The sequence below is a fragment of the Rhodococcus sp. P4_E4 genome (genome assembly GCF_056401575.1).
Genome location: NZ_JBFUJB010000007.1, coordinates 12,402 through 37,794 on the forward strand (window position 1 = coordinate 12,402; position 25,393 = coordinate 37,794).

Annotated in this window: 24 protein-coding genes and 1 pseudogene; 9 read left to right on the forward strand and 16 right to left on the reverse strand. The window is 63.3% G+C overall.

The features are described from left to right. Window positions 1–150 precede the first annotated feature (150 nt). The 4 genes from AC1DVN_RS10580 (at window position 151) to AC1DVN_RS10595 (ending at window position 4,353) form a co-directional block, all read left to right on the forward strand. Entirely contained in the window at window positions 151–918 is a 768-nt protein-coding gene (locus AC1DVN_RS10580) for a DeoR/GlpR family DNA-binding transcription regulator (RefSeq protein WP_020969481.1), read from the forward strand. After that, window positions 915–1,910, forward strand: coding sequence for a 1-phosphofructokinase family hexose kinase (locus tag AC1DVN_RS10585; RefSeq protein ID WP_021344070.1), 996 nt, complete (start codon window positions 915–917; stop codon window positions 1,908–1,910). Before AC1DVN_RS10580 ends, AC1DVN_RS10585 begins: the two co-directional genes overlap by 4 nt. 18 nt (window positions 1,911–1,928) lie before the next feature. After that, the gene (locus AC1DVN_RS10590; protein WP_020969479.1) at window positions 1,929–3,998 is read left to right on the forward strand and encodes a PTS fructose transporter subunit IIABC; all 2,070 of its coding nucleotides are present in this window, start codon (window positions 1,929–1,931) and stop codon (window positions 3,996–3,998) included. Between the two features lie 97 nt (window positions 3,999–4,095). Beyond that, window positions 4,096–4,353 carry an HPr family phosphocarrier protein gene (locus tag AC1DVN_RS10595; RefSeq protein ID WP_003942144.1) on the forward strand — a complete coding sequence of 86 codons (258 nt, stop codon included), beginning with the start codon at window positions 4,096–4,098 and terminating at the stop codon, window positions 4,351–4,353. Window positions 4,354–4,392: 39 nt separating this feature from the next. Here the strand turns inward: AC1DVN_RS10595 and AC1DVN_RS10600 are convergent, their stop codons facing one another. From AC1DVN_RS10600 to AC1DVN_RS10630, 7 genes are all read right to left on the reverse strand, one after another. Further along, window positions 4,393–5,718, reverse strand: coding sequence for an alpha/beta hydrolase (locus AC1DVN_RS10600; RefSeq protein ID WP_477993782.1), 1,326 nt, complete (start codon window positions 5,716–5,718; stop codon window positions 4,393–4,395). A 55-nt stretch (window positions 5,719–5,773) separates the two neighbouring features. Then, window positions 5,774–6,781: a hypothetical protein gene (locus tag AC1DVN_RS10605; RefSeq protein WP_477993783.1), complete on the reverse strand. Its 1,008-nt coding sequence runs from the start codon at window positions 6,779–6,781 to the stop codon at window positions 5,774–5,776. Further along, on the reverse strand, window positions 6,774–8,249 hold the full coding sequence (hflX, locus tag AC1DVN_RS10610) for a GTPase HflX (RefSeq protein WP_003942213.1): 1,476 nt from the start codon (window positions 8,247–8,249) through the stop codon (window positions 6,774–6,776). The genes AC1DVN_RS10605 and hflX overlap by 8 nt, the downstream gene beginning before the upstream one ends. Window positions 8,250–8,324: 75 nt before the next feature. After that, window positions 8,325–9,194 carry a diaminopimelate epimerase gene (dapF, locus tag AC1DVN_RS10615; RefSeq protein ID WP_031331591.1) on the reverse strand — a complete coding sequence of 290 codons (870 nt, stop codon included), beginning with the start codon at window positions 9,192–9,194 and terminating at the stop codon, window positions 8,325–8,327. Window positions 9,195–9,226: 32 nt separating this feature from the next. Continuing rightward, window positions 9,227–9,898: a class F sortase gene (locus AC1DVN_RS10620; protein WP_020907529.1), complete on the reverse strand. Its 672-nt coding sequence runs from the start codon at window positions 9,896–9,898 to the stop codon at window positions 9,227–9,229. 84 nt (window positions 9,899–9,982) lie between these two features. Further along, window positions 9,983–10,918, reverse strand: coding sequence for a tRNA (adenosine(37)-N6)-dimethylallyltransferase MiaA (gene miaA / locus AC1DVN_RS10625; RefSeq protein WP_060938481.1), 936 nt, complete (start codon window positions 10,916–10,918; stop codon window positions 9,983–9,985). Continuing rightward, a complete protein-coding gene (locus tag AC1DVN_RS10630) occupies window positions 10,906–11,664 on the reverse strand; it encodes a class III extradiol dioxygenase subunit B-like domain-containing protein (protein ID WP_020907527.1) in 759 nt (252 codons plus the stop codon). The genes miaA and AC1DVN_RS10630 overlap by 13 nt, the downstream gene beginning before the upstream one ends. A gap of 139 nt (window positions 11,665–11,803) precedes the next feature. On the opposite strand from AC1DVN_RS10630, the gene AC1DVN_RS10635 reads away from it, so the two are divergent. Beyond that, window positions 11,804–13,189, forward strand: coding sequence for a DUF349 domain-containing protein (locus AC1DVN_RS10635; RefSeq protein ID WP_019748202.1), 1,386 nt, complete (start codon window positions 11,804–11,806; stop codon window positions 13,187–13,189). Window positions 13,190–13,281: 92 nt separating this feature from the next. Here the strand turns inward: AC1DVN_RS10635 and AC1DVN_RS10640 are convergent, their stop codons facing one another. Both AC1DVN_RS10640 and miaB read right to left on the reverse strand, forming a co-directional pair. Further along, a complete protein-coding gene (locus tag AC1DVN_RS10640; RefSeq protein WP_020907525.1) occupies window positions 13,282–13,872 on the reverse strand; it encodes an Rv2732c family membrane protein in 591 nt (196 codons plus the stop codon). Beyond that, window positions 13,869–15,416 carry a tRNA (N6-isopentenyl adenosine(37)-C2)-methylthiotransferase MiaB gene (gene miaB / locus AC1DVN_RS10645; protein ID WP_477845989.1) on the reverse strand — a complete coding sequence of 516 codons (1,548 nt, stop codon included), beginning with the start codon at window positions 15,414–15,416 and terminating at the stop codon, window positions 13,869–13,871. The genes AC1DVN_RS10640 and miaB overlap by 4 nt, the downstream gene beginning before the upstream one ends. A 231-nt stretch (window positions 15,417–15,647) precedes the next feature. Here miaB and gluA point away from each other — a divergent pair, with 231 nt between their 5' ends. From gluA to AC1DVN_RS10665, 4 genes are all read left to right on the forward strand, one after another. Further along, a complete protein-coding gene (gene gluA, locus AC1DVN_RS10650) occupies window positions 15,648–16,376 on the forward strand; it encodes a glutamate ABC transporter ATP-binding protein GluA (RefSeq protein WP_007735175.1) in 729 nt (242 codons plus the stop codon). Between the two features lie 126 nt (window positions 16,377–16,502). Next, entirely contained in the window at window positions 16,503–17,339 is an 837-nt protein-coding gene (locus AC1DVN_RS10655) for a glutamate ABC transporter substrate-binding protein (RefSeq protein WP_477993784.1), read from the forward strand. A 99-nt stretch (window positions 17,340–17,438) separates the two neighbouring features. After that, the gene (locus AC1DVN_RS10660; RefSeq protein WP_019748198.1) at window positions 17,439–18,119 is read left to right on the forward strand and encodes an amino acid ABC transporter permease; all 681 of its coding nucleotides are present in this window, start codon (window positions 17,439–17,441) and stop codon (window positions 18,117–18,119) included. Then, window positions 18,116–19,012, forward strand: coding sequence for an amino acid ABC transporter permease (locus AC1DVN_RS10665; RefSeq protein WP_007735172.1), 897 nt, complete (start codon window positions 18,116–18,118; stop codon window positions 19,010–19,012). The genes AC1DVN_RS10660 and AC1DVN_RS10665 overlap by 4 nt, the downstream gene beginning before the upstream one ends. An 86-nt stretch (window positions 19,013–19,098) precedes the next feature. Here the strand turns inward: AC1DVN_RS10665 and recX are convergent. The 7 genes and pseudogenes from recX to AC1DVN_RS10700 all read right to left on the reverse strand — a co-directional run. Then, window positions 19,099–19,599: pseudogene (gene recX / locus AC1DVN_RS10670) on the reverse strand (recombination regulator RecX); the annotation flags it as partial. 8 nt (window positions 19,600–19,607) lie between these two features. Further along, window positions 19,608–20,645 (reverse strand): recombinase RecA, encoded by a 1,038-nt coding sequence (gene recA, locus AC1DVN_RS10675; RefSeq protein ID WP_007735170.1) that lies wholly within the window; start codon window positions 20,643–20,645, stop codon window positions 19,608–19,610. Between the two features lie 337 nt (window positions 20,646–20,982). Then, on the reverse strand, window positions 20,983–21,177 hold the full coding sequence (locus AC1DVN_RS10680) for a DUF3046 domain-containing protein (protein WP_003942185.1): 195 nt from the start codon (window positions 21,175–21,177) through the stop codon (window positions 20,983–20,985). 52 nt (window positions 21,178–21,229) lie between these two features. Further along, the gene (locus tag AC1DVN_RS10685; protein ID WP_020969470.1) at window positions 21,230–22,393 is read right to left on the reverse strand and encodes a glycosyltransferase; all 1,164 of its coding nucleotides are present in this window, start codon (window positions 22,391–22,393) and stop codon (window positions 21,230–21,232) included. Between the two features lie 12 nt (window positions 22,394–22,405). Then, window positions 22,406–23,956, reverse strand: a complete 1,551-nt coding sequence (locus AC1DVN_RS10690) for a glycerol-3-phosphate dehydrogenase/oxidase (protein WP_477993785.1) — start codon at window positions 23,954–23,956, stop codon at window positions 22,406–22,408. A gap of 2 nt (window positions 23,957–23,958) precedes the next feature. Continuing rightward, complete coding sequence (locus tag AC1DVN_RS10695) at window positions 23,959–24,597, reverse strand: TetR/AcrR family transcriptional regulator (RefSeq protein WP_069146049.1); 639 nt, start codon at window positions 24,595–24,597, stop codon at window positions 23,959–23,961. A gap of 73 nt (window positions 24,598–24,670) precedes the next feature. Beyond that, window positions 24,671–25,384, reverse strand: a complete 714-nt coding sequence (locus AC1DVN_RS10700) for a PIG-L deacetylase family protein (RefSeq protein WP_019748191.1) — start codon at window positions 25,382–25,384, stop codon at window positions 24,671–24,673. Window positions 25,385–25,393 lie beyond the last annotated feature (9 nt).

Genomic DNA, 25,393 nt, shown 5'->3' on the forward strand with positions numbered 1-25,393 from the left:
CCTCGAGCGCGTAAAGCCCTCACCTTCGTTGTGACGAAGATTACTCCCAAGTCTTGACATGTCAACACACTCGGGCGTAAAACAACATAAAGCAACATTCACTGTGATCCACAACGCACCGTCGGATCACACTTCGGAATCGGAGAGCACGTGTACGCGGAAGAACGCCAACAAGCGATCGGCACCATGGTGTCGCAGCGCGGACGCATGTCCGTGGCGGCTCTGTCGGAGACCTTCGGTGTGACCACCGAGACCGTGCGTCGCGATCTGGCCTTCCTCGAGCGGATCGGACAGATCAGGCGTGTACACGGCGGCGCCGTTCCCACCGGATCCCTCCACGTCACCGAACCGGGCATGGCGGAACGCGATCAGACCCGCGCGCAACAGAAGGACCGGATCGCCCGCTGCGCGGTCACCTACCTCCCTCCCACCGGCGGCAGCGTGATCTTCGACGCGGGCACGACCACGGGCCGCATGATCCCCGAACTGCCGACCGAGAACGACTTCACAGCCGTCACCAATTCCGTCCCGATCGGCGCACGCCTGGCATCGATGAACTCGATTTCCCTGATACTGCTCGGCGGTCGAGTACGCGGGGTGACTCAAGCCGTGGTCGGCGAGGACGCCCTACGCCTGCTGAGCACGTTGCGAGTCGACGTCGCCTTCATCGGAACGAACGCGATCAGCGTCGGGCACGGACTCTCCACTCCGGACAGCGAAGAGGCCGCCGTCAAACGAGCAATGGTCAAAGCCGCCAATCACGTTGTGGTGGTGGCCGATTCCACCAAAGTCGGCCGCGAGCACTTGATCAGCTTCGCCCCGCTCGACAGCATCGACGTCCTCATCACCGACGAAGAGATCAGTCCCACAGACACATCCGAGTTCCACGACCACGGAATCGAGGTGGTGATCGCATGATCGTCACACTGACAGCCAACCCGAGTATCGATCGGACCGTGCAACTCGAGCAACGGCTCGAACGAGGCTCCGTCCTACGCGCCCACTCCACTCGCAGCGACCCCGGCGGCAAGGGGGTCAACGTCGCGCGTGTTCTCGCCGCAGCGGACCTCGACGTTCTCGCGGTACTGCCGGGAAACGGTGGTGACCCTCTGCTCTCGGCGCTGGCAGCCGGTGGGATTCCCCACATCGGTGTCGCCACAACGGGTCTGGCTCGCACCAACATCACCATTGCGGAACCGGACGGGACAACGACGAAGATCAACGAACCCGGCGCAACGCTGTCCGGTTCGACGCTCGACGCCCTGGCACAGGAGTTGATTGTTCGCGCCGATACCGCACTGTGGTTCGCGCTGTCCGGCTCACTGCCCCCCGGCGTTCCGCTCGGGTGGTACGGCGAACTCGTCGCGGCGCTGCGCGATCACCCGTGCAAGGTGGCGGTCGACACCTCGGACGCCCCGCTGACGGCACTCGCCGAAGCGTTCCCCGACTCGGCACCCGACCTGCTCAAACCCAACGGCGAGGAACTCGCACAACTGACCGGCGTCGACGGCCACGTCCTCGAACGTGCTGCCGAGAACGGTGATCCCGGGCCTGCGATCACGGCGGCGCAGCGATTGGTCGACCGCGGCGTCGGCAGTGTGCTCGCCACGCTCGGCGCAGCAGGTGCTGTCCTCGTCACCGCCGACGGCGCGTGGATCGCCACCGCTCCCCCGATTGTCGCAGTCAGTACCGTCGGCGCAGGCGATTCGTCGCTGGCCGGCTACATCCTCGCCGAAGCGGGAGGCGGCTCGGAATCCGAGCGGTTACGTCACGCGGTCGCCTACGGAAGCGCCGCTGCCTCCCTTCCCGGCACAACTCTTCCCACGCCCGAACAGATCGATCTGGCAGCGGTTTCGGTATCTGCAGCCGATGCCTCCTCTCCCATCCCCGTCCCCACCGAACTCGCCTGACGCCCTAAGGAACCTGACATGTCCGATACCAACGCAGCCGGCGGTTCCGGCCCCGAGATCATCAGTCCCGAACTGATCTCACTCGACACCGACCTGGGTACGACCAAGGAAGATGTCATTCGTTCTCTCGCAGCGCGATTGACTGCAGCGGGACGGGCGAGCGACGCCGCGGGGCTGGTCGATGCCGCACTCGCTCGCGAAGCGCAGTCCGCGACCGGACTGCCGGGCGGAATCGCCATTCCCCACTGCCGCGCCGAGGCCGTCTCGTCCGCGTCCCTGGGATTTGCTCGACTGGATCCGAAGGTCGATTTCGGTGCACCCGACGGCCCCGCCGATCTGGTGTTCCTGATCGCGGCACCCGAAGGCGCCGGAGCCGAGCACATGAAGCTGCTCTCGTCCTTGGCCCGAGCGCTCGTCCGACCCGCGTTTGTCACGTCGCTTCGTGAGGCGTCGACGCCGAACGAGATCGTGAGACTGGTCGACGAGGTACTCAATCCCGCGCCGAAGGATGCTCCAGCAAAAGCTGCGGCAGCCACACCCACTCCTCCTGTTTCCACCGGGAAACACGCCACCGAGGAGGCCCCGGCTCCAACGCCCGCGGAGCGTCACATCGTCGCGGTCACCGCGTGCCCGACCGGAATCGCTCATACCTACATGGCTGCGGACTCGCTCGTCGCCGCGGGTGAACGCGCCGGGGTCAAGGTTCACGTCGAAACGCAGGGCTCGAGCGGAAGCACCCCCCTTGACCCTTCGGTCATCGCCGGAGCCGCCGCGGTCATCTTCGCCACCGACGTCGGAGTGAAGGGCCGCGACCGGTTCGCCGGCAAACCCGTTGTCGCTTCCGGTGTGAAGCGGGCGATCAACGAGCCGGACAAGATGCTTGCAGAAGCGTTGCGCGCCTCCGAGAATCCCGCCGCCGCCACCGTGGACGGCACCGCCGCCGCGGCTGCGGATTCCGATGCCGGTTCCGTAGGGTTCGGCACCCACCTCCGTCAGGTCCTCCTGACCGGTGTCAGCTACATGATCCCGTTCGTCGCGGCCGGCGGTCTGCTGATCGCACTCGGCTTCCTGCTCGGCGGATACGAGATCTCCGGTCCTGCCAAGGACATCGTTCTCAACAACTCGATCACCAACCTTCCCGACGGTGGTCTGGCCACCTATCTCGGCGCAGTGCTGTTCCAGATCGGTTCGTTGGCATTCAGCTTCCTGGTGCCCGCGTTGGCCGGCTACATCGCCTTCGCTATCGCCGACCGGCCTGGCATCGCTCCCGGCTTCACAGCCGGCGCGGTCGCCGTGTTTGTCGGTGCCGGATTCATCGGCGGCCTGGTCGGTGGTCTCATCGCCGGCGTCGTCGCACTCTACATCGGCCGGATCGCCGTCCCGCAGTGGCTGCGGGGCCTGATGCCGGTGGTGATCATTCCGCTGTTCGCGACGCTGGTTGTCGGAGCACTGATGTTCATCGTCCTCGGTCGTCCGCTCGCTGCGATCACCTCCGGTCTCACCGACTGGCTCAACGGACTGTCCGGCAGCTCGGCCATCTTCCTCGGCATCATTCTCGGCCTGATGATGTGCTTCGACCTCGGCGGACCGGTCAACAAGGCGGCTTACGCCTTCGCTGTAGCCGGACTCAACGTCAACGACCCGGCCACTTTGCGCATCATGGCGGCAGTCATGGCTGCCGGTATGGTTCCGCCACTGGCCATGGCACTTGCCTCGACGGTGCTGCGTCCCAAGCTCTTCAGCGAAGCCGAACGTGAGAACGGAAAGGCTGCCTGGTTGCTGGGTTCGGCATTCATCTCCGAGGGCGCGATTCCTTTCGCCGCTGCCGACCCGCTTCGCGTGATCCCCTCGATGATGGCGGGCGGCGCCGTCACCGGTGCGCTGATCATGGCTTTCGACGTCACTCTCAGCGCCCCGCACGGCGGGATCTTCGTCTTCTTCGCAGTCGGCGGAATCGGCTGGTTCCTGGTCTCGCTCGCCGCGGGAACCGTGGTAGCTGCGCTCGCCGTCGTCGGAGCCAAGGAGTTCTTCCGCAAGGGGCCGTCCGATGCCGAACTCGACCCCGAAATCGTGCCCGCTGCGGCATGATCGACAGCAAGCAACGCTGCAGTCACCACTGTTGTCACCAAATCCGCCCAAGGACCCCACAACGTCCGCACCGATAGATTCACAACGAGGAGATCCCATGCCCAGCAAGACAGTTGCCGTCGGTTCCGCAGTCGGCCTCCACGCCCGCCCCGCCGCTCTCATCGCCGAAGCAGTCGGAGCCTCCGGCGCCACGGTCACCCTCGCAGTCGCCGACGGCGAACCGGTGGATGCAGGTTCGGCACTGATGATCATGACGCTCGGAGCCGCCAAGGACACCGAAGTCACCATCGAGTCCGACGACGCCGACGCACTCGCCAAGGTCGCCGAACTGGTAGCCGCTGATCTCGACGCCTGACCTGATGTCAGTCGGTGCTGTGTAGCGGGCCGGACACTCTCACGGAGTCAGTGCGAGTGTCCGGCCCAGCCAGTCCATTTCGAGTTCCAGAGCAGTGCCCCACACATCACCCGAGTGCCCGCCGGGAAGGGTGTAGTAGTCCACGTTCATGTCGGCGGCGCGCGCAGCCTCGAACATGACCTCCTGCTGAGGGCGGTAGATGTCGTCGTCTTCACCCGCGACAAATACACCAGACAACTGCGGATACCGATTCTGCGCCATCAGGTCTCGGGCGTTGACCGCGTCGAAAGCGTCTTCGTCGCCGTTGAACATCGCAGCCACAGTGTCCTCGTGGTCACCGGTCGACGGTTCGTCCTGGCCGGAGAAGTCCAGGAACGACGGGTATCGGTCCGGGAAGTTCACGGCCATTTCGATCGCGCATGTCCCGCCGTACGAAAACCCACCGATAGCCCATTGCGCAGCGTCCGGATTCACTTGAAGGTTCGATTCGATCCAGTTCGGGACGTCCTGGTCCAGATACGTCGCGACGTTGCCGAGCACAGAATCCATGCAGCCGGGGTTGGCGTCGTAGTCCCCCAACGCGTCGGGCACCACCACCACGGGAGCAAGCCCGGAATGCCTCGATGCATAGGCGTCGACGGTGGTCGCGAGACGGCCACTGTCCAGCCAGTCGCTGGGGCTGCCGGGCTCACCCGCCACCAACACCAGGACGGGCAACTCGGCACGTGGATCGGCAAGATAGGCCGGCGGGAGATACAGCGTCGCCGGCCTCGCGTCGAATCCCGAAACGTTTCCTGGAATCGACGCTTCCGTCACGACGCCGTTGCTCGGCATCCGCACCGGAACCTGCCAATGAGTTTCGGTGGGCAGTCCCCGTTGTAGCCAAGGTTCGGCCCCGGGGAGTGAATCGAAGGCAACGTGCTCGACCGAGCCGACCGGCCAGTGCCCGACCAGTGAGCCGAGTGTGGGATAGGTGCCGGTCTGGGCGTTGACCTGACCCACTGCGACGATCGCGGCCAGACCGGCGAATGCCGTCACCGAAAGGCCACGCGCAAGTCCTGGGCGCCGAAGGAGAACGAGTGCGGCGCCGATGACTCCGAATATCGCCAGCGCTATCCAGACAAAATTCGACGCCGGTAGCTGCGCGGGCAACGGCCGAAAGCTGAGCCACACGAACATCGCGCCGCCGGCAGACCCGACCACTGACAAGCCCAGTGCGACAAGCACGGCCCGACGCGGCAACCAACGAAGCAAAAGCAGCGTGCCGACGCCGACGAGGACGGAACCAACGAGCAGCGCTGCGGTGATGTGTCCGTGCTCGAGTGAGATACGCGAGAGCCGCGTCAGGAGTTGATGCCCGTGCATTCGTTCCAGTATCCACATCTACCGGCAGTCTGCGAATTCGTGGAATTGGTGGGAATCAGCGGCGTCGTCGAGATCTCACGAACGCCGCGCCCCCGAGCGCGCATCCTGCCGCGACCAATCCGGCCCACACGAATGTCCATGGATCGACCCCGACGCCGACCGAACCGGCAGACGAGTCAGCCGTCGATTCGGTCGCTTCCACGAGCGCGCGCATCACGTGAACCGGCGGCAACGCTCCGCCGGTAGATTCCGATCCGATCAGAACATCGCCCGCGTCGTTGAATGCCACGGCCTCGCCCTGAGGCTCCGTCGGGAGCGGGATCCGCAGGGGTTCGGTATCGGTGAGCGTCGCGCCGATTCCGCCGTCCACGACTTCGTACAGGTACAGATCGGAGTAACTCCGAAGCGCGATCGCCGAACCGTCCGACGACACCGCTCCCCCGGTGAACATCACCGACACGGGCTTCTCCGGTCCGAGAGATACGGCTCCGACGCGCTCGAGCGGCGTCGGGCCGGGTTGCGCCAAGTCACTCAGTTTCTGATCCCCGACGGGTGTGTAGACACTGCTGGAGCCGAACAATTCCTTGGTCACGACAAACACATGGCCATCAGGGTCGAGCAGAATCGATTCGGTGTCGTGCGCGCCGTCCGGGTACGTGAGGCGGTGCAACGTACCGTCACCGGAATCGAGGTCCATCGTGATGAACGCCACCGTGTCGCGGGTTCGGAGGTTGTCGCCGGTATCCGACAGAACGAGCGTCCGACCACTCACCGCAAGATCTTCGACGTCGTATGGATCAATCGGAACCGGAATCTGTTTCTGGACAACACAGTTCAGGTCCATTTCGAACACGAAGTCGTCACTGCCACCGTCACCCATCGCGTAGATCCGATCGTCGACGACGACCATCCCCGACAACTCCTGGAGCGCAGGATCGGTAGGTGTACAGAGTGGGGCGAACTCGCTCGGCTCGAACGACGACGCCTGTGCGAGCGCTCCGGGAAGCAGTGCGGTTGCCGTAGTCGCAGCAAGCACCGCGACCACGACCCCGAAACTACGCACTAGGTGCGTACTCCACCAATGCCGAGGCCAACATCTGTGGCACGCGTGCGTGCACCCGCGTTCCCGCCTCTTCGTGAGTCGATTCCAAAATCGTTCCGTCCGAGTGGATTCGAGCCATCAGATCACCGCGCGTGTACGGCACCAGCACGTCGACCTCGACCTCCGGCCGAACCAGCACCTCGCTGAGATGTGCTCGTAGTTCAGCGATTCCTTCACCGGTCCGCGCCGAGACGAACACGGCACCAGGCAGCAGACCACGTAGTTGCGTCAAGGTAACCGGATCTGCCGCGTCGATCTTGTTGACCACGATCAACTCCGGCGGAGCCTTCGAATCCGTCTCGCGCAGAACATCGGTGACGACTTCCCGCACAGCCTTGATCTGTTCTGTCGGCAACGGATCCGAACCGTCGACGACGTGCAGAAGCAGATCCGCGTCGGTCACTTCCTCGAGAGTCGAGCGGAATGCCTCGACCAACTGAGTCGGAAGGTGTCGCACGAAGCCGACCGTGTCGGTGAGTACGTACTCGCGGCCGTCGTCGAGTGCGGCGCGGCGAGTTGTCGGGTCCAAGGTGGCGAACAACGCGTTCTCCACGAGCACACCGGATCCGGTGAGCGAATTGAGCAGACTCGATTTGCCCGCGTTGGTGTATCCGACGATGGCGATCGACGGGATGTCACTCTGCAGTCGACGGGTCCGCTTGGTGTCGCGAGCGGCCTTCATGCCCTTGATCTCGCGGCGCAGTTTTGCCATGCGCTCACGAATACGGCGACGGTCCGTCTCGATTTTCGTCTCACCGGGACCACGCAGGCCCACACCTCCGTTACTGCCGGCACGGCCACCGGCCTGGCGCGACATCGACTCGCCCCAACCACGCAGACGCGGGAGCATGTACTCCATCTGAGCGAAAGCCACCTGGGCTTTACCCTCACGAGACGTGGCGTGCTGAGCAAAGATGTCGAGAATCAGAGCCGTCCGGTCGATGACCTTGACCTTGACGATCTTCTCCAGCGCCGTGAGCTGCGCCGGCGTCAGCTCACCGTCGCAGACGACGGTGTCGGCGCCGGTCGCCAGGACTACTTCGCGCAGTTCCTGAGCCTTGCCGGAACCGATGTAGGTGGCAGCGTCGGGTTTGTCGCGGCGCTGAACCAGTCCTTCGAGGACCTCGGAGCCGGCCGTCTCGGCCAGTGCGGCCAGCTCGGTCATGCTCGCCTCGGCCTGCTCGGCAGTTCCCTGCGTCCAGACGCCGACCAGGACAACTCTTTCGAGTCGAAGCTGGCGGTACTCGACTTCGGTGACGTCCTCGAGCTCGGTCGACAGACCGGCCACGCGGCGCAGGGCGCCGCGATCTGCGAGTTGCATCTCACCGGTCGACGGGTTGCCCGATGCGGACGCTGCCGTGTATTCGGCTTGCGCGTACTCGGACTGCTCGTGAGCGGTGGACTCTTCGTTTTCATGTGTGTTCGTCATACAAGATCCATGGTCCCACGAAACCTGGCCACAGTGCATCCGTATTTCCTGCAGGCGTATTTCCCGCGGGCGATATCACACGAGCGATTGCCACCAGGCATCGCTGATCGTCCCGTTCGCCACCAGAACCGAGGGCCCCCGCAACGACCCTTCGCCGCCTTCGACGGTGACCTGCACTTCGCCGCCGAGCACGCGCACCAGCACCGAGCCTTCGTCGCGGCCGTCGAACTTCAGCGCCGCGGCCGCAGCTGCGACCGTTCCCGTTCCGCAGGAACGAGTCTCGCCCACGCCACGCTCGTGTACGCGCATGTGAACCCCACCGTCGTGGATCGGCGTCACGATCTCGATGTTGACCCCGTGCGGGAAGAACCCCGGATCGAAGCCCGGAGAAACACTCAAATCGAGCGCACTCAAAACTTCTGCCGTCACGTGCTCGTCGACACACGCCAAATGCGGATTACCGACGTCGATGCCGACGCCGGCGAAGACGCGGCCGTCGATTGTTGCCGAACTGGTGCCGAGGTCCTTGATCGGGCCCATCGCCACGGTCACGTCACCATGTGTGGCGTCGTAGCCGTGCACCACGACCGGACGCGCTCCGGCACGACTGCCGACCACGAACTCGTCCTTGCTCTCCAAGCCCGAGGCCTTGAGATAGTGGGCGAATACGCGAACTCCGTTTCCGCACATCTCCGCGATGGAGCCGTCGCTGTTGCGGTAGTCCATGAACCAGTCTTCGGCAGCGACGCCGTCGGGCAGCGCACCGAGCACGCCCGCGTCCGCAAGTGCGCCTGCCCGGGCGACACGAAGGATGCCGTCGGCGCCGAGGCCACGCTGACGATCACACAACGCTGAAACTCGCGCCGGCTCGAGATCGACCCGAACGTCGAGGTCAGGGAGAACAACGAAGTCGTTCTGCGTGCCGTGGCCCTTACTGAAATCCATGGTCGCCATCCTATCCGGACCTACCGACCGACTCACGCAGGTGACGCGGTGACCACGACGTTCTGTTCGTAGGTGAATCCGGACGGCAACGAGGGGTCGGGCACGGTTGCGCCGCCGCAGGTCACGAGGACCAGCCTGGGCGCACCCGTTTCGGAAAAGAACTCGGCCGGCAAAGCCACCTTTTCGTACAGCTTCAGGCTCGCTGCGTGATAGGTGAACATCGTTCCGGTGTCGTCGCTCACGTAGATCGGTGTTCCGGGCTTCATCTGGTGCAGCGCCCACAAGGCGCCGTGCGTGCGATCACCGTCGTCGACGTGGCCGGCAACAAGATTGGTGCCCTCCGAAGATCCGAACTGCACGCCGTTGGTGAAATGCGAAACCTTGTCAGGATGCGGAAGGATCATTCCGCGGTTGGCGCCGAACCCACTGGTCACGATGTCGGCTCGCACATCCAGATCGGGAATCGCAAGCGTGTTCGGCGGCAGATCCGTTGGCGCAGGCGCCCAACTCGCCCCTGGATCGGTTGGAGCTCCCACGTCGAAGGGTGCTTCGGGAACAGGTGCGCTGATGGGCTTCCCGGCCGCACTCACCGCAAAATAGACGAGCACCCCGCCGACCGCGAGAAATGTGACGAGCAGTAGGAGAAGCGGCAGCCGACCCGCGCGTCGGCCTCTCGGTCGCGCGTGTGTCCCGGTCTGCGCCATGTTCGTTGTCCTCCAGTCCGTCGATCGCGAAACGAATGGATCGCGAAAGAGCTAACTGTAAGATAGCTGATCGGCACGATCGTGTTACAGGCCGCGATCTGCTAGGGCAGCGAAGGCCGAGCGAGCCAGCTCCGGATCGGCACCGTCGAGCCAGTGCACGCGTGCGTCACGACGGAACCATGATCGTTGGCGGCGAACGTAGCGCCGCGTCCCGATGAACGTCCGTTCGAGTGCTTCGGCCAAATCGTATTCACCGTCGAAATGTGCGAGCACCTGTGCGTAGCCGATGGCTCGCGGCGCTGTGACGCCCTCACGCAATCCTTGCTCGACGAGTACGGCGACTTCGTCGACAAGTCCGCCTGAAAACATCAGCTCGGTTCGCAACCGAATCCGGGCGTCGAGTTCTTCCGTATCCCGATCCACGCCGAGAATGCGGGTTCCCCAACGAGGGTCACCGATCTGCGGAGCTGAGGCCGCGAACGGCAGACCTGTCAGCTCGACGACCTCGAGCGCCCGAACCATCCGCCGGCCGTCCGTCGGCAGTATCGACGCCGCCGCTACCGGATCAGCAGCAACAAGCGCCGTATGCACCGCACCGACCCCACCGTCGGCCAGCACTGCCTCCCACTTCGCGCGAACTTCGGGATCCGTTGCCGGAAAGGACCATTCGTCGAGTAGGGACTGGACGTACATCATGGATCCGCCGACGATCACCGGAACCTTGCCCTCCGCGATCAGATTCTCGGCGATCGCGATCGCGTCGCTTTGATAACGCGCGACGGTGGCGGTCTCCTTCACGTCGAGAACGTCGAGCAGGTGATGCGGAATCCCGCGACGCTCGGCCGGCGTCAGTTTGGCGGTCCCGATATCCATGCCGCGATAGAGCTGCATCGCGTCGATGTTGATGATCTCACCGCCGAATTCTTCGGCCAGTGCCAACGCGAGATCGGACTTTCCCGACGCGGTCGGACCGACAACTGCGATCGGGCGAAGTTCTTCAGGGACGTTCACGGCCGCCACGTCCCGACGTGGTAAGCGACGCCGAACGGCGCGTCGCTGTAGTCGACCACCGAACGTGTCGTGGTTGACCGAGACGAGTCCATGAAGACACCGGCCAGGACCTGCCACGCCGCACGCCCCTGGGCTCCGACACTCCGGCAGAGCTGCGGATCGAGAGCAAGAAGCGCCTCCGGGTCACCGGCGGTCAGGGCATCGTCGATGGCTGATTGCACGCCAGCGGCGCGCTCGTCGAAGCTTCCGGGCGCCTTTGCCGTCAGCGTGGACGCACCGTCAGCCACGATCAGAAGCCCTTGCGGTCGGTTGTCGCTGTCGAGTTGCTTGCGCAGCTGCTGCCCGAATTCACGACATTCATTCACCGACGCCTTTGCACTGACGACGTGCATGTCGACGGTGATCTCCACGTCCGCTCGGGCACGCAGCCAGCCGGCAACAAGGGCGCACAGTTCGAGAGATGGCAGCGGTTCACCTGCCGCATCCGCGTCCAGGGACGTCCGGACATCGGCACCGAATCCCGCGAAAGTACCGATCTGCCCACGTCCGACGCCCGATCGCCAGAGTTCGCCTGCATTCTCGGGTTCTGCATTCTCGGGGCCGACACCGACGCCCACCCAGTGAACCGCCTCGTGAGAGAGCCGGCGCACGGCGGCCGTCGCCGCGGCGCGCACCTGAGCAGACTCGGCCGAATCACCGGACAATTCCGGCACGAGTAACGGCGCCGAGGGGACGAGAACAGCGGAAGTCAACACAGTTGCCACGCTAGTCGACCCCGAGGTGGCGACCTCACACCCTCTTACCTGATTCAATAGTCGGAGAACGTGAGTACCGGGTTCAATGGAACCAGGAATGCGATCAGGCAGCCGTGACGCGCGGCAGAGACGAGGACCGATGACCGAGAACAGTGAACCCACCACCGGCGCCGACAGCAGTTCGGCCAGCCCGAGCCCGGCAGCACCCAAACCCGGTGCTCCCAAACCTGGTGGACCACGCCCCGGTGCGCCCCGCCCCGGAGCACCTCGCCCCGGCCCGGCAGCCTCGCATGCCGTCACCGCCGCGCCGGCCAGCGACCCGAGCAAGTTCGGCCGCGTCGAGGAAGACGGAACCGCCTGGGTGAAGACCGCTGACGGTGAACGCCAGATCGGTTCGTGGCAGGCCGGCGACGCCACCGAGGGCCTCGCCCATTTCGGTCGTCGCTACGACGACCTCGCGACCGAGGTCTCACTACTCGAGGCTCGACTGACGTCGGGCGCCGGAGACGCCAAGAAGACCAAGGCTGCCGCCATCGCTCTATCCGAATCCCTCTCCACCGCTGCCGTGATCGGTGACCTCGACGCTTTGGCCCGCCGACTCGACGTGATCGTTGCCGGGTCCGACGAGGCCGCAGCACACGCGAAGGAAGAGAAGGAACAGTCTCGCGCCGCGAGCACCGCCCGCAAGGAGGCCCTCGCAGTCGAGGCCGAACAGATCGGTTCGGAGTCGACCCAGTGGAAGACCGCGGGTGATCGACTGCGCGAGATTCTCGACGAGTGGAAGACGATTCGCGGAATCGACCGCAAAGTCGACGACGCACTGTGGAAGCGGTACTCCAAGGCTCGCGAGTCCTTCAACCGACGGCGTGGAGCGCATTTCGCCGAACTCGATCGTGATCGTGCGAGCGCCCGTTCGACGAAGGAAGAACTGGTCGAGCGCGCCGAGAAGCTGTCGACCTCCACTGAATGGGGACAGACCGCTGGAGAATTCCGCGATCTGCTCAGCGAGTGGAAGGCTGCCGGCCGCGCACCGCGCGAGGCCGACGACAACCTGTGGAAGCGCTTCAAGGGCGCTCAGGACGTGTTCTTCGCCGCACGCAACGCTGCTGCATCCGAGCGCGACGCCGAATTCGAGCAGAACGCAGTCGCGAAGGAAGAGCTGCTCGCTGCGAACGCGAACATCGATCCGGCACACGGACTCGAGAACGCTCGTGCAGCGCTGCGCGACCTGCAGGAGAAGTGGGACGCGATCGGCAAGGTGCCGCGCGACCGGATGCAGGAACTCGAAGCGAAGCTCCGGGCCATCGAAACCAAGGTGCGCGACGCCGTCGACGCCGAGTGGCGTCGTACCGATCCGGAAGCACTTGCCCGGGTCGCGCAGTTCAAGGAGCGGGTCAGCCAGTTCGAGGAGCAGGCCGCCAAGGCTCAGGCTGCCGGCAAGACGAAGGACGCCGAGAAGGCTCTCGCTCAGGCAAAGCAGTGGCGTGAGTGGGCCGAAGCAGCCGAGAGCGCTGTCAGCGAGTAGCAGACGACAAACGAGTACGACTACAACGCCGGCTGACTCCGAAAGGAGTCAGCCGGCGTTGTAGTGCGCTATTGGCTAAGAGAACTTCCGTGTCAGCCGACGTTCCATTCCTGATGCTTCTCGGCTTCAGCCGCAGCGATCCGGCGTTGCTCCTCGGCGGCGAGCTGAATGTTGGTTCGCGTCCAGACCACCTTGAGCCAATGGAACGTCAAGAACACGACGGCAAACCATCCGATGACCAGCCCGATCGACGGTCCTGCCACGTTGAATCCGGCGGGAATGGTCTGACGTGACCAGACGGCCATCATTCCCAGAGCACTCGCCACGGCACTACCGGCCAGCGCGACCCACGCCAGACTCCAGCGCCGCGTCACGAGTGCGAGCATCGAGAATCCGATGCCGAAGATGACAACGAACCACACGAACAAGCGTGAGAACAGTGCAATCCGTTCACTTTCCGCGTCCTGGTTGTACGCGAGCACATCCCAGCCGTTCGCCACTCCCGCATGGGGCAGTGCAAGGGTGCCGACCAGCACGAGCACCGCAACCGCGACAACCATGGCGCGCGCACCCGGATCGATTTCTCCCGCGACCTTGCGTTCCGCGTCGTCGAGGTCCTTGCGGTAGCCCTCGAAGGCGTCGTCGCCCGGCTGAGGTGTCTTGTTCTCGTGTTGCGAGGTCATGCGTTGCATCCCATCTGGACGGGTTGTGGGGCTGGGGCACCGATCTTCGGTAGTCCGAGACCTACGCCGATGGGCGGGGTCTTGGGTGTGATGCCCTTTTCGAACGAGTCACCGGCGCGGGTCCGACGGTGTGTGAGCACTCCGTCATCTGCCACGAGGTGATGGGGGGCTCCGTGGGTGACGACGACCGTCACCACGTCGCCGGGTCGGATTGTGCCGTCGAGGTTTCCCTCGGGTCGGAAATGCACCAGGCGGCCGTCTCGCGCGCGACCACTGAGACGGTGAGTCGCTGCGTTCTTGCGGCCCTCCCCCGCGGCCACCAGCAGTTCTACCTCGGTGCCGACGAGTTTGCGATTTTCCTCGATGTTCACTTCTTCCTGGACCGCGAGCAATCGCATGTAGCGTTCCTGGACAACCTCTTTGGGGAGTTGATCGGCCATCTCCGCCGCCGGCGTGCCCGGGCGCTTGGAGTACTGGAAGGTGTAGGCGTTGGAGAATCGCGCCTTACGCACGACGTCCAGCGTCTCCTCGAAATCCTCTTCCGTCTCCCCCGGGAACCCGACGATGATGTCCGTGGTGATGGCGGCGTGCGGCATTGCGGAGCGTACTTTCTCGATGATCCCGAGGTACTTCGACTTGCGGTACGAGCGCTTCATCGCCTTGAGAACCTTGTCCGAACCGGACTGCAACGGCATGTGCAGTTGTGGGCAGACGTTGGGAGTGGTTGCCATCGCTTCGATGACGTCATCGGTGAACTCTGCCGGGTGCGGCGATGTGAACCTGACCCGTTCGAGGCCGTCTATGTGTCCACATGCCTTCAAGAGGGAAGCGAAGGCTCCGCGATCGCGCGGTTGCTCCGGATCGGCGAACGACACGCCGTAGGCGTTGACGTTCTGTCCCAGCAGGGTCACTTCCGAGACACCCTCGTCGACGAGTGCCTGCACCTCGGCCAGGATGTCGCCGGGACGTCGATCCACTTCCTTGCCACGCAGGGCCGGAACGATGCAGAACGTGCACGTGTTGTTGCAGCCCACCGAGATGGAAACCCAACCTGCATAAGCAGATTCGCGCTTGGCTGGCAGTGTCGACGGAAACGCCTCGAGTGCGTCGAGGATTTCGACCTCGGCGCGCTGATTGTGACGCGCACGGTCGAGCAGCGCGGGAAGCGAGCCGATGTTGTGAGTGCCGAAGACGACATCGACGAACGGTGCCTTCTTGACGACGATGTCACGATCCTTCTGCGCCAGGCACCCACCGACCGCGATCTGCATGTCGGGGTTCGCCTCCTTGTTCGGGGCGAGCTGGCTGAGGTTGCCGTACAACTTGTTGTCCGCGTTCTCGCGGACCGCACACGTATTGAAGACGACAAGATCAGGATCGGTTCCGGTCTCCGCCTTCGAATACCCGGCGTCCTCGAGCAGACCGGACAGTCGCTCGGAATCGTGAACGTTCATCTGACAGCCGTACGTCCGCACCTCGTAGGTGCGAACAGGCGTAGCAGTTGCCTCCGGAACTGCAGTCGGCTCCGGAAGTGCAGGGGACATTTCGTCGATCAGTGACACGCTTCAGCCTAGCTCACGTCCACTACGACGTGTAATAACGCCCTGATAAACAGCCGAAACGCGACATAAACGTCGTCACAGTAAAATTTCCATTACATATGGCAAGAACCATGGCGAAATCACGGGCGTCGACGCAAACTACGCCTAAGGTTCTCGTTTATGACCCAAGCCGACGATGCGACGACGCCGACCACCTCCGGCGATTCCACATCCATGATTTCGATGACCTCGGTGAACAAACACTTCGGGGAACTTCACGTCCTGCAAGAGGTCAATCTCGAGGTACCCAAGGGCCAAGTGGTGATCGTCCTCGGTCCGTCGGGCTCCGGTAAGTCGACTCTGTGCCGCACCATCAATCGCCTCGAACCCATCGACTCCGGCACCATCGCCGTCGACGGCAAGACGCTCCCCGAAGAGGGCAAAGCACTTGCCGCACTTCGTGCCGACGTCGGGATGGTCTTTCAGTCTTTCAACCTGTTCGCGCACAAGACGATCCTCGAGAACGTCATGCTCGCACCGATGAAGGTCCGCAAGGCAAAAAAGGACGAAGCCAAGAAGACCGCGCAGGCGTTGCTCGAACGTGTCGGTATCGCCAATCAGGCCGACAAGTACCCGGCGCAGCTTTCCGGCGGTCAGCAACAGCGTGTCGCCATTGCTCGCGCTCTTGCGATGCAGCCGAAGGTGATGTTGTTCGACGAGCCCACCTCCGCTCTCGACCCCGAGATGGTCAACGAAGTCCTCGACGTCATGACCTCCCTCGCGAAGGAAGGCATGACCATGCTCGTGGTCACGCACGAGATGGGCTTCGCGCGCAAAGCCGGCGATCGTGTGCTGTTCATGGCTGACGGCCAGGTCGTCGAAGACACCACGCCCGAAGAGTTCTTCACCCATCCCAAGTCGGATCGGGCCAAGGACTTCCTCGGCAAGATCCTCACGCACTGATTACAGTCTCCCCTCCGACAGTCCTGTCCTCGTCCACAAGACAACTTGCTCGACTGCACCGTTCACCTCGGCTGCACCGTTCATCTCGACTGCACTGTTCGTGTGTCGACAACTGAGAGGATCTTCATGAAGATCAATCGTTCCGTCCGTTTCGGAATCGGAATCATGGCCATCGCGTTCGCTGCCACGGCCTGTGGCGGCGGCGAGGAGAACAAGTCGATCACCGAGAGCGCTTCCGATGGCACTCTCACCGTCGGCATCAAGTTCGATCAGCCCGGCCTCGGTCAGCGCAACCCTGATGGCACCTTCTCCGGCTTCGACGTCGAGGTAGCCCGTTACATCGCAAACGAACTGGACGTAAAGCCCGAAGGCATCACCTTCAAGGAATCTCCGTCAGCCCAGCGCGAGACCCTGATCCAGAACGGCGAGGTCGACTACATCGTCGCGACATACTCGATCACCGACACGCGCAAGGAAAAGGTCAGCTTCGGCGGCCCGTACTTCATCGCAGGCCAGTCGCTGCTCGTTCGCTCCGACAACACCGACATCACCGGCCCCGATTCCCTGACCGGCGGCAAGAAGCTCTGCTCGGTGTCGGGTTCGACTCCGGCGCAGAACATCCAGGACAACTACGCCAAGGACGTCCAGCTCCAGCCGCTCGACACCTACTCCGCTTGTGTCGAGGCTCTGCGCAACGGCGCTGTCGACGCTGTCACCACCGACGACATCATCCTCGCCGGCTACGCTGCCCAGTACCCGGGCGAGCTGAAGGTCGTCGGAGAACCGTTCACGACCGAAAAGTACGGTGTCGGCCTGGCCAAGGACGATTCCGAGGGTCGCGGCAAGATCAACGATGCCATCGAGAAGATGATCTCCACCGGCGCGTGGGAAGAAGCCTTCAACAACACCGTTGGTGCTTCGGGCTACCCGATCCCGGCCCCGCCCACCGTTGATCGTTACTGACCTGCTTTTTTCACCGTCAATCTCGCTGCGGCTCCCCACTTCGGGAGCCGCAGCGCGTGACGCCACCAACGGAGATCCCGTGATCTGGGGAGACGGCAAGTGAACCTTCTGAGCAAGTACGGCGACCAGATTCTGGAAGCCTTCTGGACCACGATCCAGCTGACGTTCTTCTCCGCGATCGGCGCCGTCATCATCGGTGTCCTGATCGCGGCCATGCGCGTGTCACCGGTTCCGGTCGCCCGATTCCTGGGTACCGCGTACGTGACCGTGTTCCGCAACACCCCCCTGACACTGATTCTGCTGTTCTGTCTGTTCGGTCTGTCGCAGACGCTCGGAGTCAATCTCGCCAAGTCGGACTCACCGACGTTCTTGACAGACAACAACTTCCGACTCGCAGTACTCGGCCTCAGTGTCTATACCGCCGCGTTCGTGTGTGAGTCACTTCGATCGGGAATCAATACCGTTCCGGTCGGCCAGGCCGAAGCGGGCCGATCACTCGGTCTGTCGTTTGCACAAAATCTTCGGCTGATCGTCCTGCCTCAGGCATTTCGCGCGGTCACAGCACCGCTGGGTAGCGTACTGATCGCACTGACCAAGAACTCGACCATCGCCGCGGTGATCGGCGTATCCGAAGCGTCAGCGCTGATGAAGAAGATGATCGAAAACGAAGCGGCGATCTTCGTCGTCGGTGGAATCTTCGCTGTCGGTTTCGTGATCCTGACACTTCCCATGGGCTTGATCTTCGGCAAGCTGAGCAAGCGATTCGAGGTTTCACGATGAGCAACCGCGCAACAGTCCTCTACGACGCGCCAGGTCCCAGAGCGCGAAATCTCTACCGATTCGCATCCCTTGTCGTCGCTGCACTCATGGTCGCAATCGGTTACGTCATCTACCGCGCACTCGACGAAAAGGGCCAGCTGACAGCAGCGAAGTGGGATCCGTTCCTCGAATCCACGTCGTGGACAACGTATCTGATACCCGGCATCCGGGGAACGCTGATCGCGGCTGCGATGTCCATCGTCTTCGCGCTCATCCTCGGTTCTGCCCTGGGTATCGGCCGACTCTCCGAGCACAACATCATTCGGAAGATTTGCGGCGTCATCGTCGAATTGTTCCGAGCAGTACCGGTTCTGATTCTGATGATCTTCTCGTATCAGGTGTTCGCCGAATACGAGGTCTTCAAGTCCAAGTACCTCGCACTCGCGGCAGTCGTCGTGGGTCTGACTCTGTACAACGGGTCAGTGATCGCCGAGATCGTCCGTGCCGGAATCAACTCACTCCCACGAGGGCAAAGTGAGGCCGCCAAGGCATTGGGCATGCGCAAGACGCAGATCATGGTGACGATCCTGCTCCCCCAGGCGGTTACCGCCATGCTCCCGGCACTGATTTCACAGATGGTCGTGGCGTTGAAGGACTCCGCCCTCGGTTACCTGATCGGGTATGTCGAGCTGGTGCGTCAGGCCCAACAGCTCGGCACCTTCTACGGAAACTTCCTGCCGGCGCTCATCGTGGTCGCCGCGATTATGATCGCTCTCAACTCAGCTCTGACCTTCCTGGCAACCAAGGTGGAGAAGCGCCTGCGTTCCGGAAAGCGAAAGGGCAAGGGCCCCATCGCGGCTCCGTCCGCCGACCCAGCCGTTTCGGTTCCGGGTATGGACCTGACCAAGCCGTGAATCAGATGGAGCCGTGAGTCGAATCCGGCCGCGTTAGCGCGAATACACAACAGGGCGGGGGTACCACCGAAATTCGGTGGTACCCCCATCGAGACCAGTCGACGCGTGACCTTGTCACGATCATCGACGGGCTTGTTCTTCAGCTTCCGCCGAACCAGCTCCGCTGCTCGCTCGCGCTCATCTTCCGGATCGATCTGCGACAACGCTTCGGAAGCGACGTCCTGGTCGATTCCTTTGAGCCGCAACTCGACTGCAAGCGCACGCTTTCCCTTGCCCGAGTACGTATGCCGCGAATGAACCCATTGGTTCGCGAAGTCCGCGTCGTCGATCAACCCGATTTCCTGGAGTCGATCGAGGACCTTGGTAATGATCTCGGGTTCGAAGCCGCGTCCGCTCAGCTTGGTTTCCAGTTCGGAGCGGCTGCGCGCCCGGTCGGTCAGGAGGCGCAGGCAAGCATCTTTGGCCTGCGCCTCTGTCCCACCTTCTGCGCGTTGCGACGGCTTCTCGGATCGTTGACGGGATCGACGCCGAGGAGCGCCGTACTCTTCACGAGCATTCTCGCCGTTGTCACCGTCGTCGAAGCTCATGACTGAACTCAGAAGTCGGCGGGAGCTTCGTCGGTTGCAGTGACGTCAGCACCGATACCGAGCTTTTCCTTGATCTTCTTCTCGATCTCGTCACGGATATCGGTGTTCTCCAGCAAGAACTTACGAGCATTTTCCTTGCCCTGACCCAACTGGTCACCTTCGTAGGTGTACCAGGAGCCGGATTTGCGGATGAACCCGTGCTCGACACCCATATCGATGAGCGAGCCTTCCTTGCTGATGCCCTGGCCGTAGAGAATATCGAACTCGGCCTGCTTGAACGGCGGCGCGACCTTGTTCTTGACGACCTTGACTCGGGTTCGGTTACCGACTGCGTCGGTACCGTCCTTGAGAGTTTCGATACGACGGATGTCGAGGCGGACCGAAGCGTAGAACTTCAGTGCCTTACCACCGGTGGTGGTTTCGGGAGAACCGAACATCACGCCGATCTTCTCGCGAAGCTGGTTGATGAAGATGACGGTGGTGCCCGAGTTGTTCATGGCACCGGTGATCTTGCGCAGTGCCTGGCTCATCAGTCGAGCCTGCAAACCGACGTGGCTGTCACCCATCTCGCCTTCGATCTCGGCGCGAGGAACAAGAGCGGCCACGGAGTCGATCACGACGATGTCGAGGGCGCCCGAACGGATCAGCATGTCGGTGATTTCGAGGGCCTGCTCACCCGTATCGGGCTGCGAGACCAGGAGTGCATCGGTGTCGACGCCCAGCTTGGCTGCATAGTCGGGATCGAGTGCGTGCTCCGCGTCGATGAACGCCGCGATGCCGCCGTTGGCCTGAGCATTGGCAACTGCGTGCAGTGCCACGGTGGTCTTACCCGAAGATTCCGGGCCGTAGATCTCGATGACGCGGCCACGCGGCAGTCCGCCGATACCCAGCGCGACGTCGAGCGCGATGGAACCGGTGGGAATGACGGCGATGGGCTGGCGAACACCCTCACCCAGGCGCATCACCGAACCCTTGCCGAAGTTCTTGTCGATCTGCGCCAACGCGAGGTCGAGTGCCTTGTCCCGATCAGGTGCCTGTGGTGCCATCGTGATCCCCATCCTTGTTTCAGTCTTCAGTGCCTGCCTGAGCAGACTCCGTCTCTTCAGCGCCTGCCTGAGCCGACCCTGTTGGTGTGTTGCGATCAGAGTAGATCCGGCCACCGACAGACTTTTCGATCTTGCTTTCGCGCTTGTCGATCACTGTGCTTGTCGATCGCTGTGCTTGTCGATAACTGTGCTTGTCGATAACCGTGCTTGTCGATAACCGTGCTTGTCGATAACCGAAAGTTCGCAGTTACGAAAGGAGCGTCACCACCGAACAGCTTCAGCATAGACGAACACGTGTTCGAACAGAAGATGGGAGACGTTCGACACGCCGAAAAAATCAGCGGCGGGCGGGTGGTACGTCGAACTCCACACAGAGCGCACGCCACACTTCGCGAGGCTCCCAACCTGCTTCGACGGCCTCCGCAGCAGTCATTCCGTCGAGACTCTGGAGTACATGGTCGATCAGCATCGAGTCGCCTCGTACCTGCCCGAACTCTTCGCGCACCATTTCATGAAATTCGGTCAACCGCACAGCCGCCACCGTAGTCCACAGAACGGTGCACCTGCATTCAGGCGCAACATGCTCACGCCGTCACACCGCCGTTGACCACCTGTCGGCACACCGCCACCGGATCGGTGACCTGCGACGCAGTCGCGGCAGCGGACATCGCAGCTTCCGCGAATCGTTTGTCGGAGAGCACCTGCAGTACGGCATCGCGAATCGAGCGGGCATCTGCGGGCCGCACGATCACCGACGTCCCTGCCCGCGCAGCGCGATTGGCCAACTCCCACTGGTCCCCACCCCCGGGAACGACGACCGTCGGCACGCCGGCCAGCAAGGCCTTCGCCAACATGCCGTGCCCGCCGCCGCACACCAACACCGACGCGTCACGCAGCATCGCGTCCTGGCGTCCGAGACCTGCACGAACCCAATCGGGATGCTCGCCTTCGGCTCCGTCGAGCATCGACGCGATCAGTCGCACACCGGCGCCGCCGAGTCCTTCGACCGTGCCCTCGAACATTCCCACTGCGCCGGTGTGCGCCGTGGACGGCGCCACCATGACCAGCGGTTCGTCACCTGGCGGTGGGTCCAGAATCACCTCGGTCGGCTCCCAGAGAAGCGGGCCGACGACGTGAGCGTGCTCCGGCCAGTCGGGACGTGGCACTTCCAGTGCCGGAAGTGTTGCGATCAGGCGAGCATGCGGGCCTGGATCCAGGGCGGGTAGCCCGATGCCGACACGGGCCTGCGAGCGCTGCGCCAACCCTTGCTTGATCGAACGTCCTGTTGCGGCGCGCATCAGGGTGTCGCGAAGTCGACCACGAATTCCGATGCCGGGCGCGAGCCCACTACCGATCGGCGGTAACCCCCGCGACGGTGAGTACAGCGGGTGAGGCGAAAGTTCCACCCAGGGGATGCCGAGTCGTTCGGCGGCCAATCCGCCTCCGGCAGTGAGGATGTCGGAGACGACGAGATCCGGGGAGACGGATTTCAGGTCGGGAAGCAGTTCGGTGGAAATATAGGCGGCGCGCGAATGAATCCGAGCGCCTGCATCAAGATCGTCGTCTCCCGGCCGCGGGGCCAAGCCCTTGAGAGGCTCGGCTTCCACGCCGGCCGCTCGCGCTGCCTCGACCCACCGGGTCCCCGTGTACAGAATCGGGTCGTCGCCGGCCTGGATCAACGCCAGCGACAACGCTATTGCGGGAAAAGCATGACCCGGGTCCGGCCCGGCAACAACGGCTACACGCACCGGATCAGAGTGTCACACCGAGTGAAAGGCCTGTTCCGCCGCACCCAGTGCGCGTTCGCGATCCGAAGCCACCAATCCGATTCTCGTCCTGCGATCAAGGACGTCGTCGACGTCGAGTGCGCCTTCATGCGATACCGCGAAATCGAACTCGGCGCCGCAGATCTCCAAGTCCGCAACCGATCGGAGTCGATCGCTGCTCGCCGCGGCCACGACCTCGGCCTCTGTGCCGTATCGCGCCACCAACGACGCCGGTGCCTTGATCTTTTTCAATTCCACCGGTGATGCAGCGCCTACCAGCGGCAACGCGCGTGTCCGACACGCCCCGGCGCTCAGCGATCCGACCTCGACCGCGGCGTCGACGGCGTCTTCGGCCATCTTGCGGTACGTCGTGAGTTTTCCGCCCACCACCGTGACCAAGCCCGAGTCCGAACGGACTACAGCGTGATTGCGCGAGAGGTCGGCCGTCGAGCCGTCACCGGTGTCCAGCAGCGGACGCAGACCCGCGAAGGTCCCCAAGACGTCCTCACGGGTCAGCGGAACTTCCAACGCCGTGTTCACGGTGTCGAGCAGGAAGTCGATCTCGTCCTCGGACGCCGTCGGTACGTCGGGCACCGGTCCCGGCGCTGCTTCGTCGGTCAACCCGAGGTAGATCCGGCCGAGCTGCGCGGGCAGCGCGAAGACGAAACGGTTGGTCTCGCCGGGAATCGGCACGGTCAGTGCTGCCGTGGGGTTCCCCAATCGCGCTGCATCGAGCACCAGGTGCGTCCCGCGGCTGGGGCGCAGGGTGATGCTGGAGTCGACCTGATCAGCCCAGACACCGGTCGCATTGACCACGACGCGGGCACGCATCAAGAACTCGGACCCGGTCAACTCGTCGCGCAAGGTGGCCGACGTTCCGGATACGTCGTATGCACCGACGCGGGTCAGGATTCGCGCGCCGTGGGACGCTGCGGTTCGGGCGATGCCGACGACGAGGCGGGCGTCGTCGATGAGCTGCCCGTCGAACGCGGTCAAGGCGCCGCGTAAGTTCTTTTGCTTGACCGCGGGAGCCAATTCGCGCGCTCGCGCAGCGCTGACCGTCCGTGATCTGGGTAAAACCGAAGCTGGGGTTCGCGCCGACATGCGCAGAGCGTCACCGGCCAGGAAACCGGTACGCACCAGGGCCTTCCCGAAGAACGACGTTTCGGGCAACAGCGGTACGAGTTGAGGCATGGCGCGAACGAGGTGCGGCGCGGTGCGCGTCATGAGAATGCCGCGCTCGACCGCACTTTCACGCGCTATACCGACATTGCCGGAAGCCAGGTACCGAAGGCCGCCGTGTGCCAGTTTCGAACTCCAGCGGCTGGTGCCGAACGCGAGGTCGTGCTTTTCGACCAGCGCAACACTGAGCCCACGAGTCACGGCGTCGAGAGCGACACCGACACCGGTGATTCCGCCGCCGATGACCAGGACGTCAACCGAATCGCCGTTCGCCAACTGCTCGAGCTCACGAGTACGCCTCTGTGCATTGAGAGCTGAATCGCCGCCTGCTGAATCACTGCCTGCTGAATCTCGAGGGTCCACAGCTATTCTCCCGAATTCTTTGCAGGTGCCAGATACGCAGCGACCGCATGTCTGAGTTGCTCGACCGACGCGTCGGCGGAAAGTTCCGGCGCGAGAGTCGGTGCGGAGATGACGACGGACTGAGCCATCAGTAGAACCATCGCCGCAATCTCGTTGACGCTTCCCTCGCGAATCGAACCGTCTTGTTGACCGGCAGCTACGACGGAAGTGATCAGTTCGAGAATCGACTTCTGGCTCGCGCCGAGTCGGTCCACGATGTAGGTGGTGAGCAACTCTTGATCAGCGTGCCGAATCTTCACGAAGAGCGGATGGTCGCGAATCTGGCCGACGACGTCCCCGATCGCTTCCACGAGCAATGTGGCCGCAGACCCGGTGAAGGTCACCTCGGGCAGCACCGATCGAATCTCCCGGGTGAGCAGATCCGCGACGACGGCTCGCGTGTCCGGCCATCGCCGGTAGACGGTCGGCCGGCTCACGCCGGCGCGACGCGAGATCTCCGCAAGTGTGGTTCGCTGCATTCCGAAATCGAGGACACACGACCTTGCTGCGTCGAGAATCACGTCGTCGATCTCGCGGCTGGGGATGCGCTGACCGTCTGCCTTGCGAGGGACAATTGGGCCATCTGCGTTACGGATTACCATCGTGTGTAACACAATACCGGACAAGTCACCGGTAATCCCGTCGGGACTTGCGAGTTCTCTCGCTCAGAGATCATCAGAAATAGTACAACTCGAAACCAACTGCGCGCTCGGCGTCGAATCCAGGCTTCGGTCCGCTGACCATGTCGATCTGTGCGCGCGCCTGTTCCCGGATCGGCGTGGAACTCAACGCCGCCAGATATCGCGCATGTTCTGCGAGCGAATCCACGGCGCGATCGACCGTCGACGTCACGTCGACGCAGTGGGTAGGAGTCATCGTGTTGACCGCAACCCACCGCACACCGGACCACGGCGCCAGTCCCTGAGCCGTCAATGACGGAAAGATCCATTCGTTCGCCGCATCAGCGGTCGCGTCCAGGACGCTGATCCCGAGCGCTCGGTGATCCGCGCTGTTGAGGTAGCCGGGACCCCAGGTATGGGAGAAGTTCATCGTCACCACCAATTCCGGGCGGTGACGACGAATTGCTGCGGCGAGAGTCGAGCGCAACTCCAAGCCTTCCACGAGACGACCGTCGGGCAGGCCGAGGAACTCCACCTCACTGACACCGACGATCGCGGCCGAGCGACGCTCTTCTTCCTCGCGGACCGGGCCGGACTCCTCGGGCGACAGACCGGCAATTCCGGCCTCGCCGCGCGTGGCCAGGACATATCGCACGTCTTTGCCGCGATCGGTCCACTGCGCCACTGCTGCGGCTGCGCCGTATTCGATGTCATCGGGATGCGCCACGATGACAATCGCGCGCTGCCAGTCCTCGGGGAAGTTTTCCATAGGGCAGAT

Bases quoted from the DNA above. Each gene is read 5' to 3' on its own strand.
- AC1DVN_RS10585 (WP_021344070.1), top strand. From the start codon at position 915: ATGATCGTCACACTGACAGCCAACCCGAGTATCGATCGGACCGTGCAA.
- AC1DVN_RS10590 (WP_020969479.1), top strand. From the start codon at position 1,929: ATGTCCGATACCAACGCAGCCGGCGGTTCCGGCCCCGAGATCATCAGT.
- AC1DVN_RS10595 (WP_003942144.1), top strand. From the start codon at position 4,096: ATGCCCAGCAAGACAGTTGCCGTCGGTTCCGCAGTCGGCCTCCACGCC.
- AC1DVN_RS10600 (WP_477993782.1), bottom strand. From the start codon at position 5,718: ATGCACGGGCATCAACTCCTGACGCGGCTCTCGCGTATCTCACTCGAG.
- hflX (WP_003942213.1), bottom strand. From the start codon at position 8,249: ATGACGAACACACATGAAAACGAAGAGTCCACCGCTCACGAGCAGTCC.
- dapF (WP_031331591.1), bottom strand. From the start codon at position 9,194: ATGGATTTCAGTAAGGGCCACGGCACGCAGAACGACTTCGTTGTTCTC.
- AC1DVN_RS10620 (WP_020907529.1), bottom strand. From the start codon at position 9,898: ATGGCGCAGACCGGGACACACGCGCGACCGAGAGGCCGACGCGCGGGT.
- AC1DVN_RS10635 (WP_019748202.1), top strand. From the start codon at position 11,804: ATGACCGAGAACAGTGAACCCACCACCGGCGCCGACAGCAGTTCGGCC.
- AC1DVN_RS10640 (WP_020907525.1), bottom strand. From the start codon at position 13,872: ATGACCTCGCAACACGAGAACAAGACACCTCAGCCGGGCGACGACGCC.
- miaB (WP_477845989.1), bottom strand. From the start codon at position 15,416: ATGTCCCCTGCACTTCCGGAGCCGACTGCAGTTCCGGAGGCAACTGCT.
- gluA (WP_007735175.1), top strand. From the start codon at position 15,648: ATGATTTCGATGACCTCGGTGAACAAACACTTCGGGGAACTTCACGTC.
- AC1DVN_RS10655 (WP_477993784.1), top strand. From the start codon at position 16,503: ATGAAGATCAATCGTTCCGTCCGTTTCGGAATCGGAATCATGGCCATC.
- AC1DVN_RS10665 (WP_007735172.1), top strand. From the start codon at position 18,116: ATGAGCAACCGCGCAACAGTCCTCTACGACGCGCCAGGTCCCAGAGCG.
- recA (WP_007735170.1), bottom strand. From the start codon at position 20,645: ATGGCACCACAGGCACCTGATCGGGACAAGGCACTCGACCTCGCGTTG.
- AC1DVN_RS10695 (WP_069146049.1), bottom strand. From the start codon at position 24,597: ATGGTAATCCGTAACGCAGATGGCCCAATTGTCCCTCGCAAGGCAGAC.
- AC1DVN_RS10700 (WP_019748191.1), bottom strand. From the start codon at position 25,384: ATGGAAAACTTCCCCGAGGACTGGCAGCGCGCGATTGTCATCGTGGCG.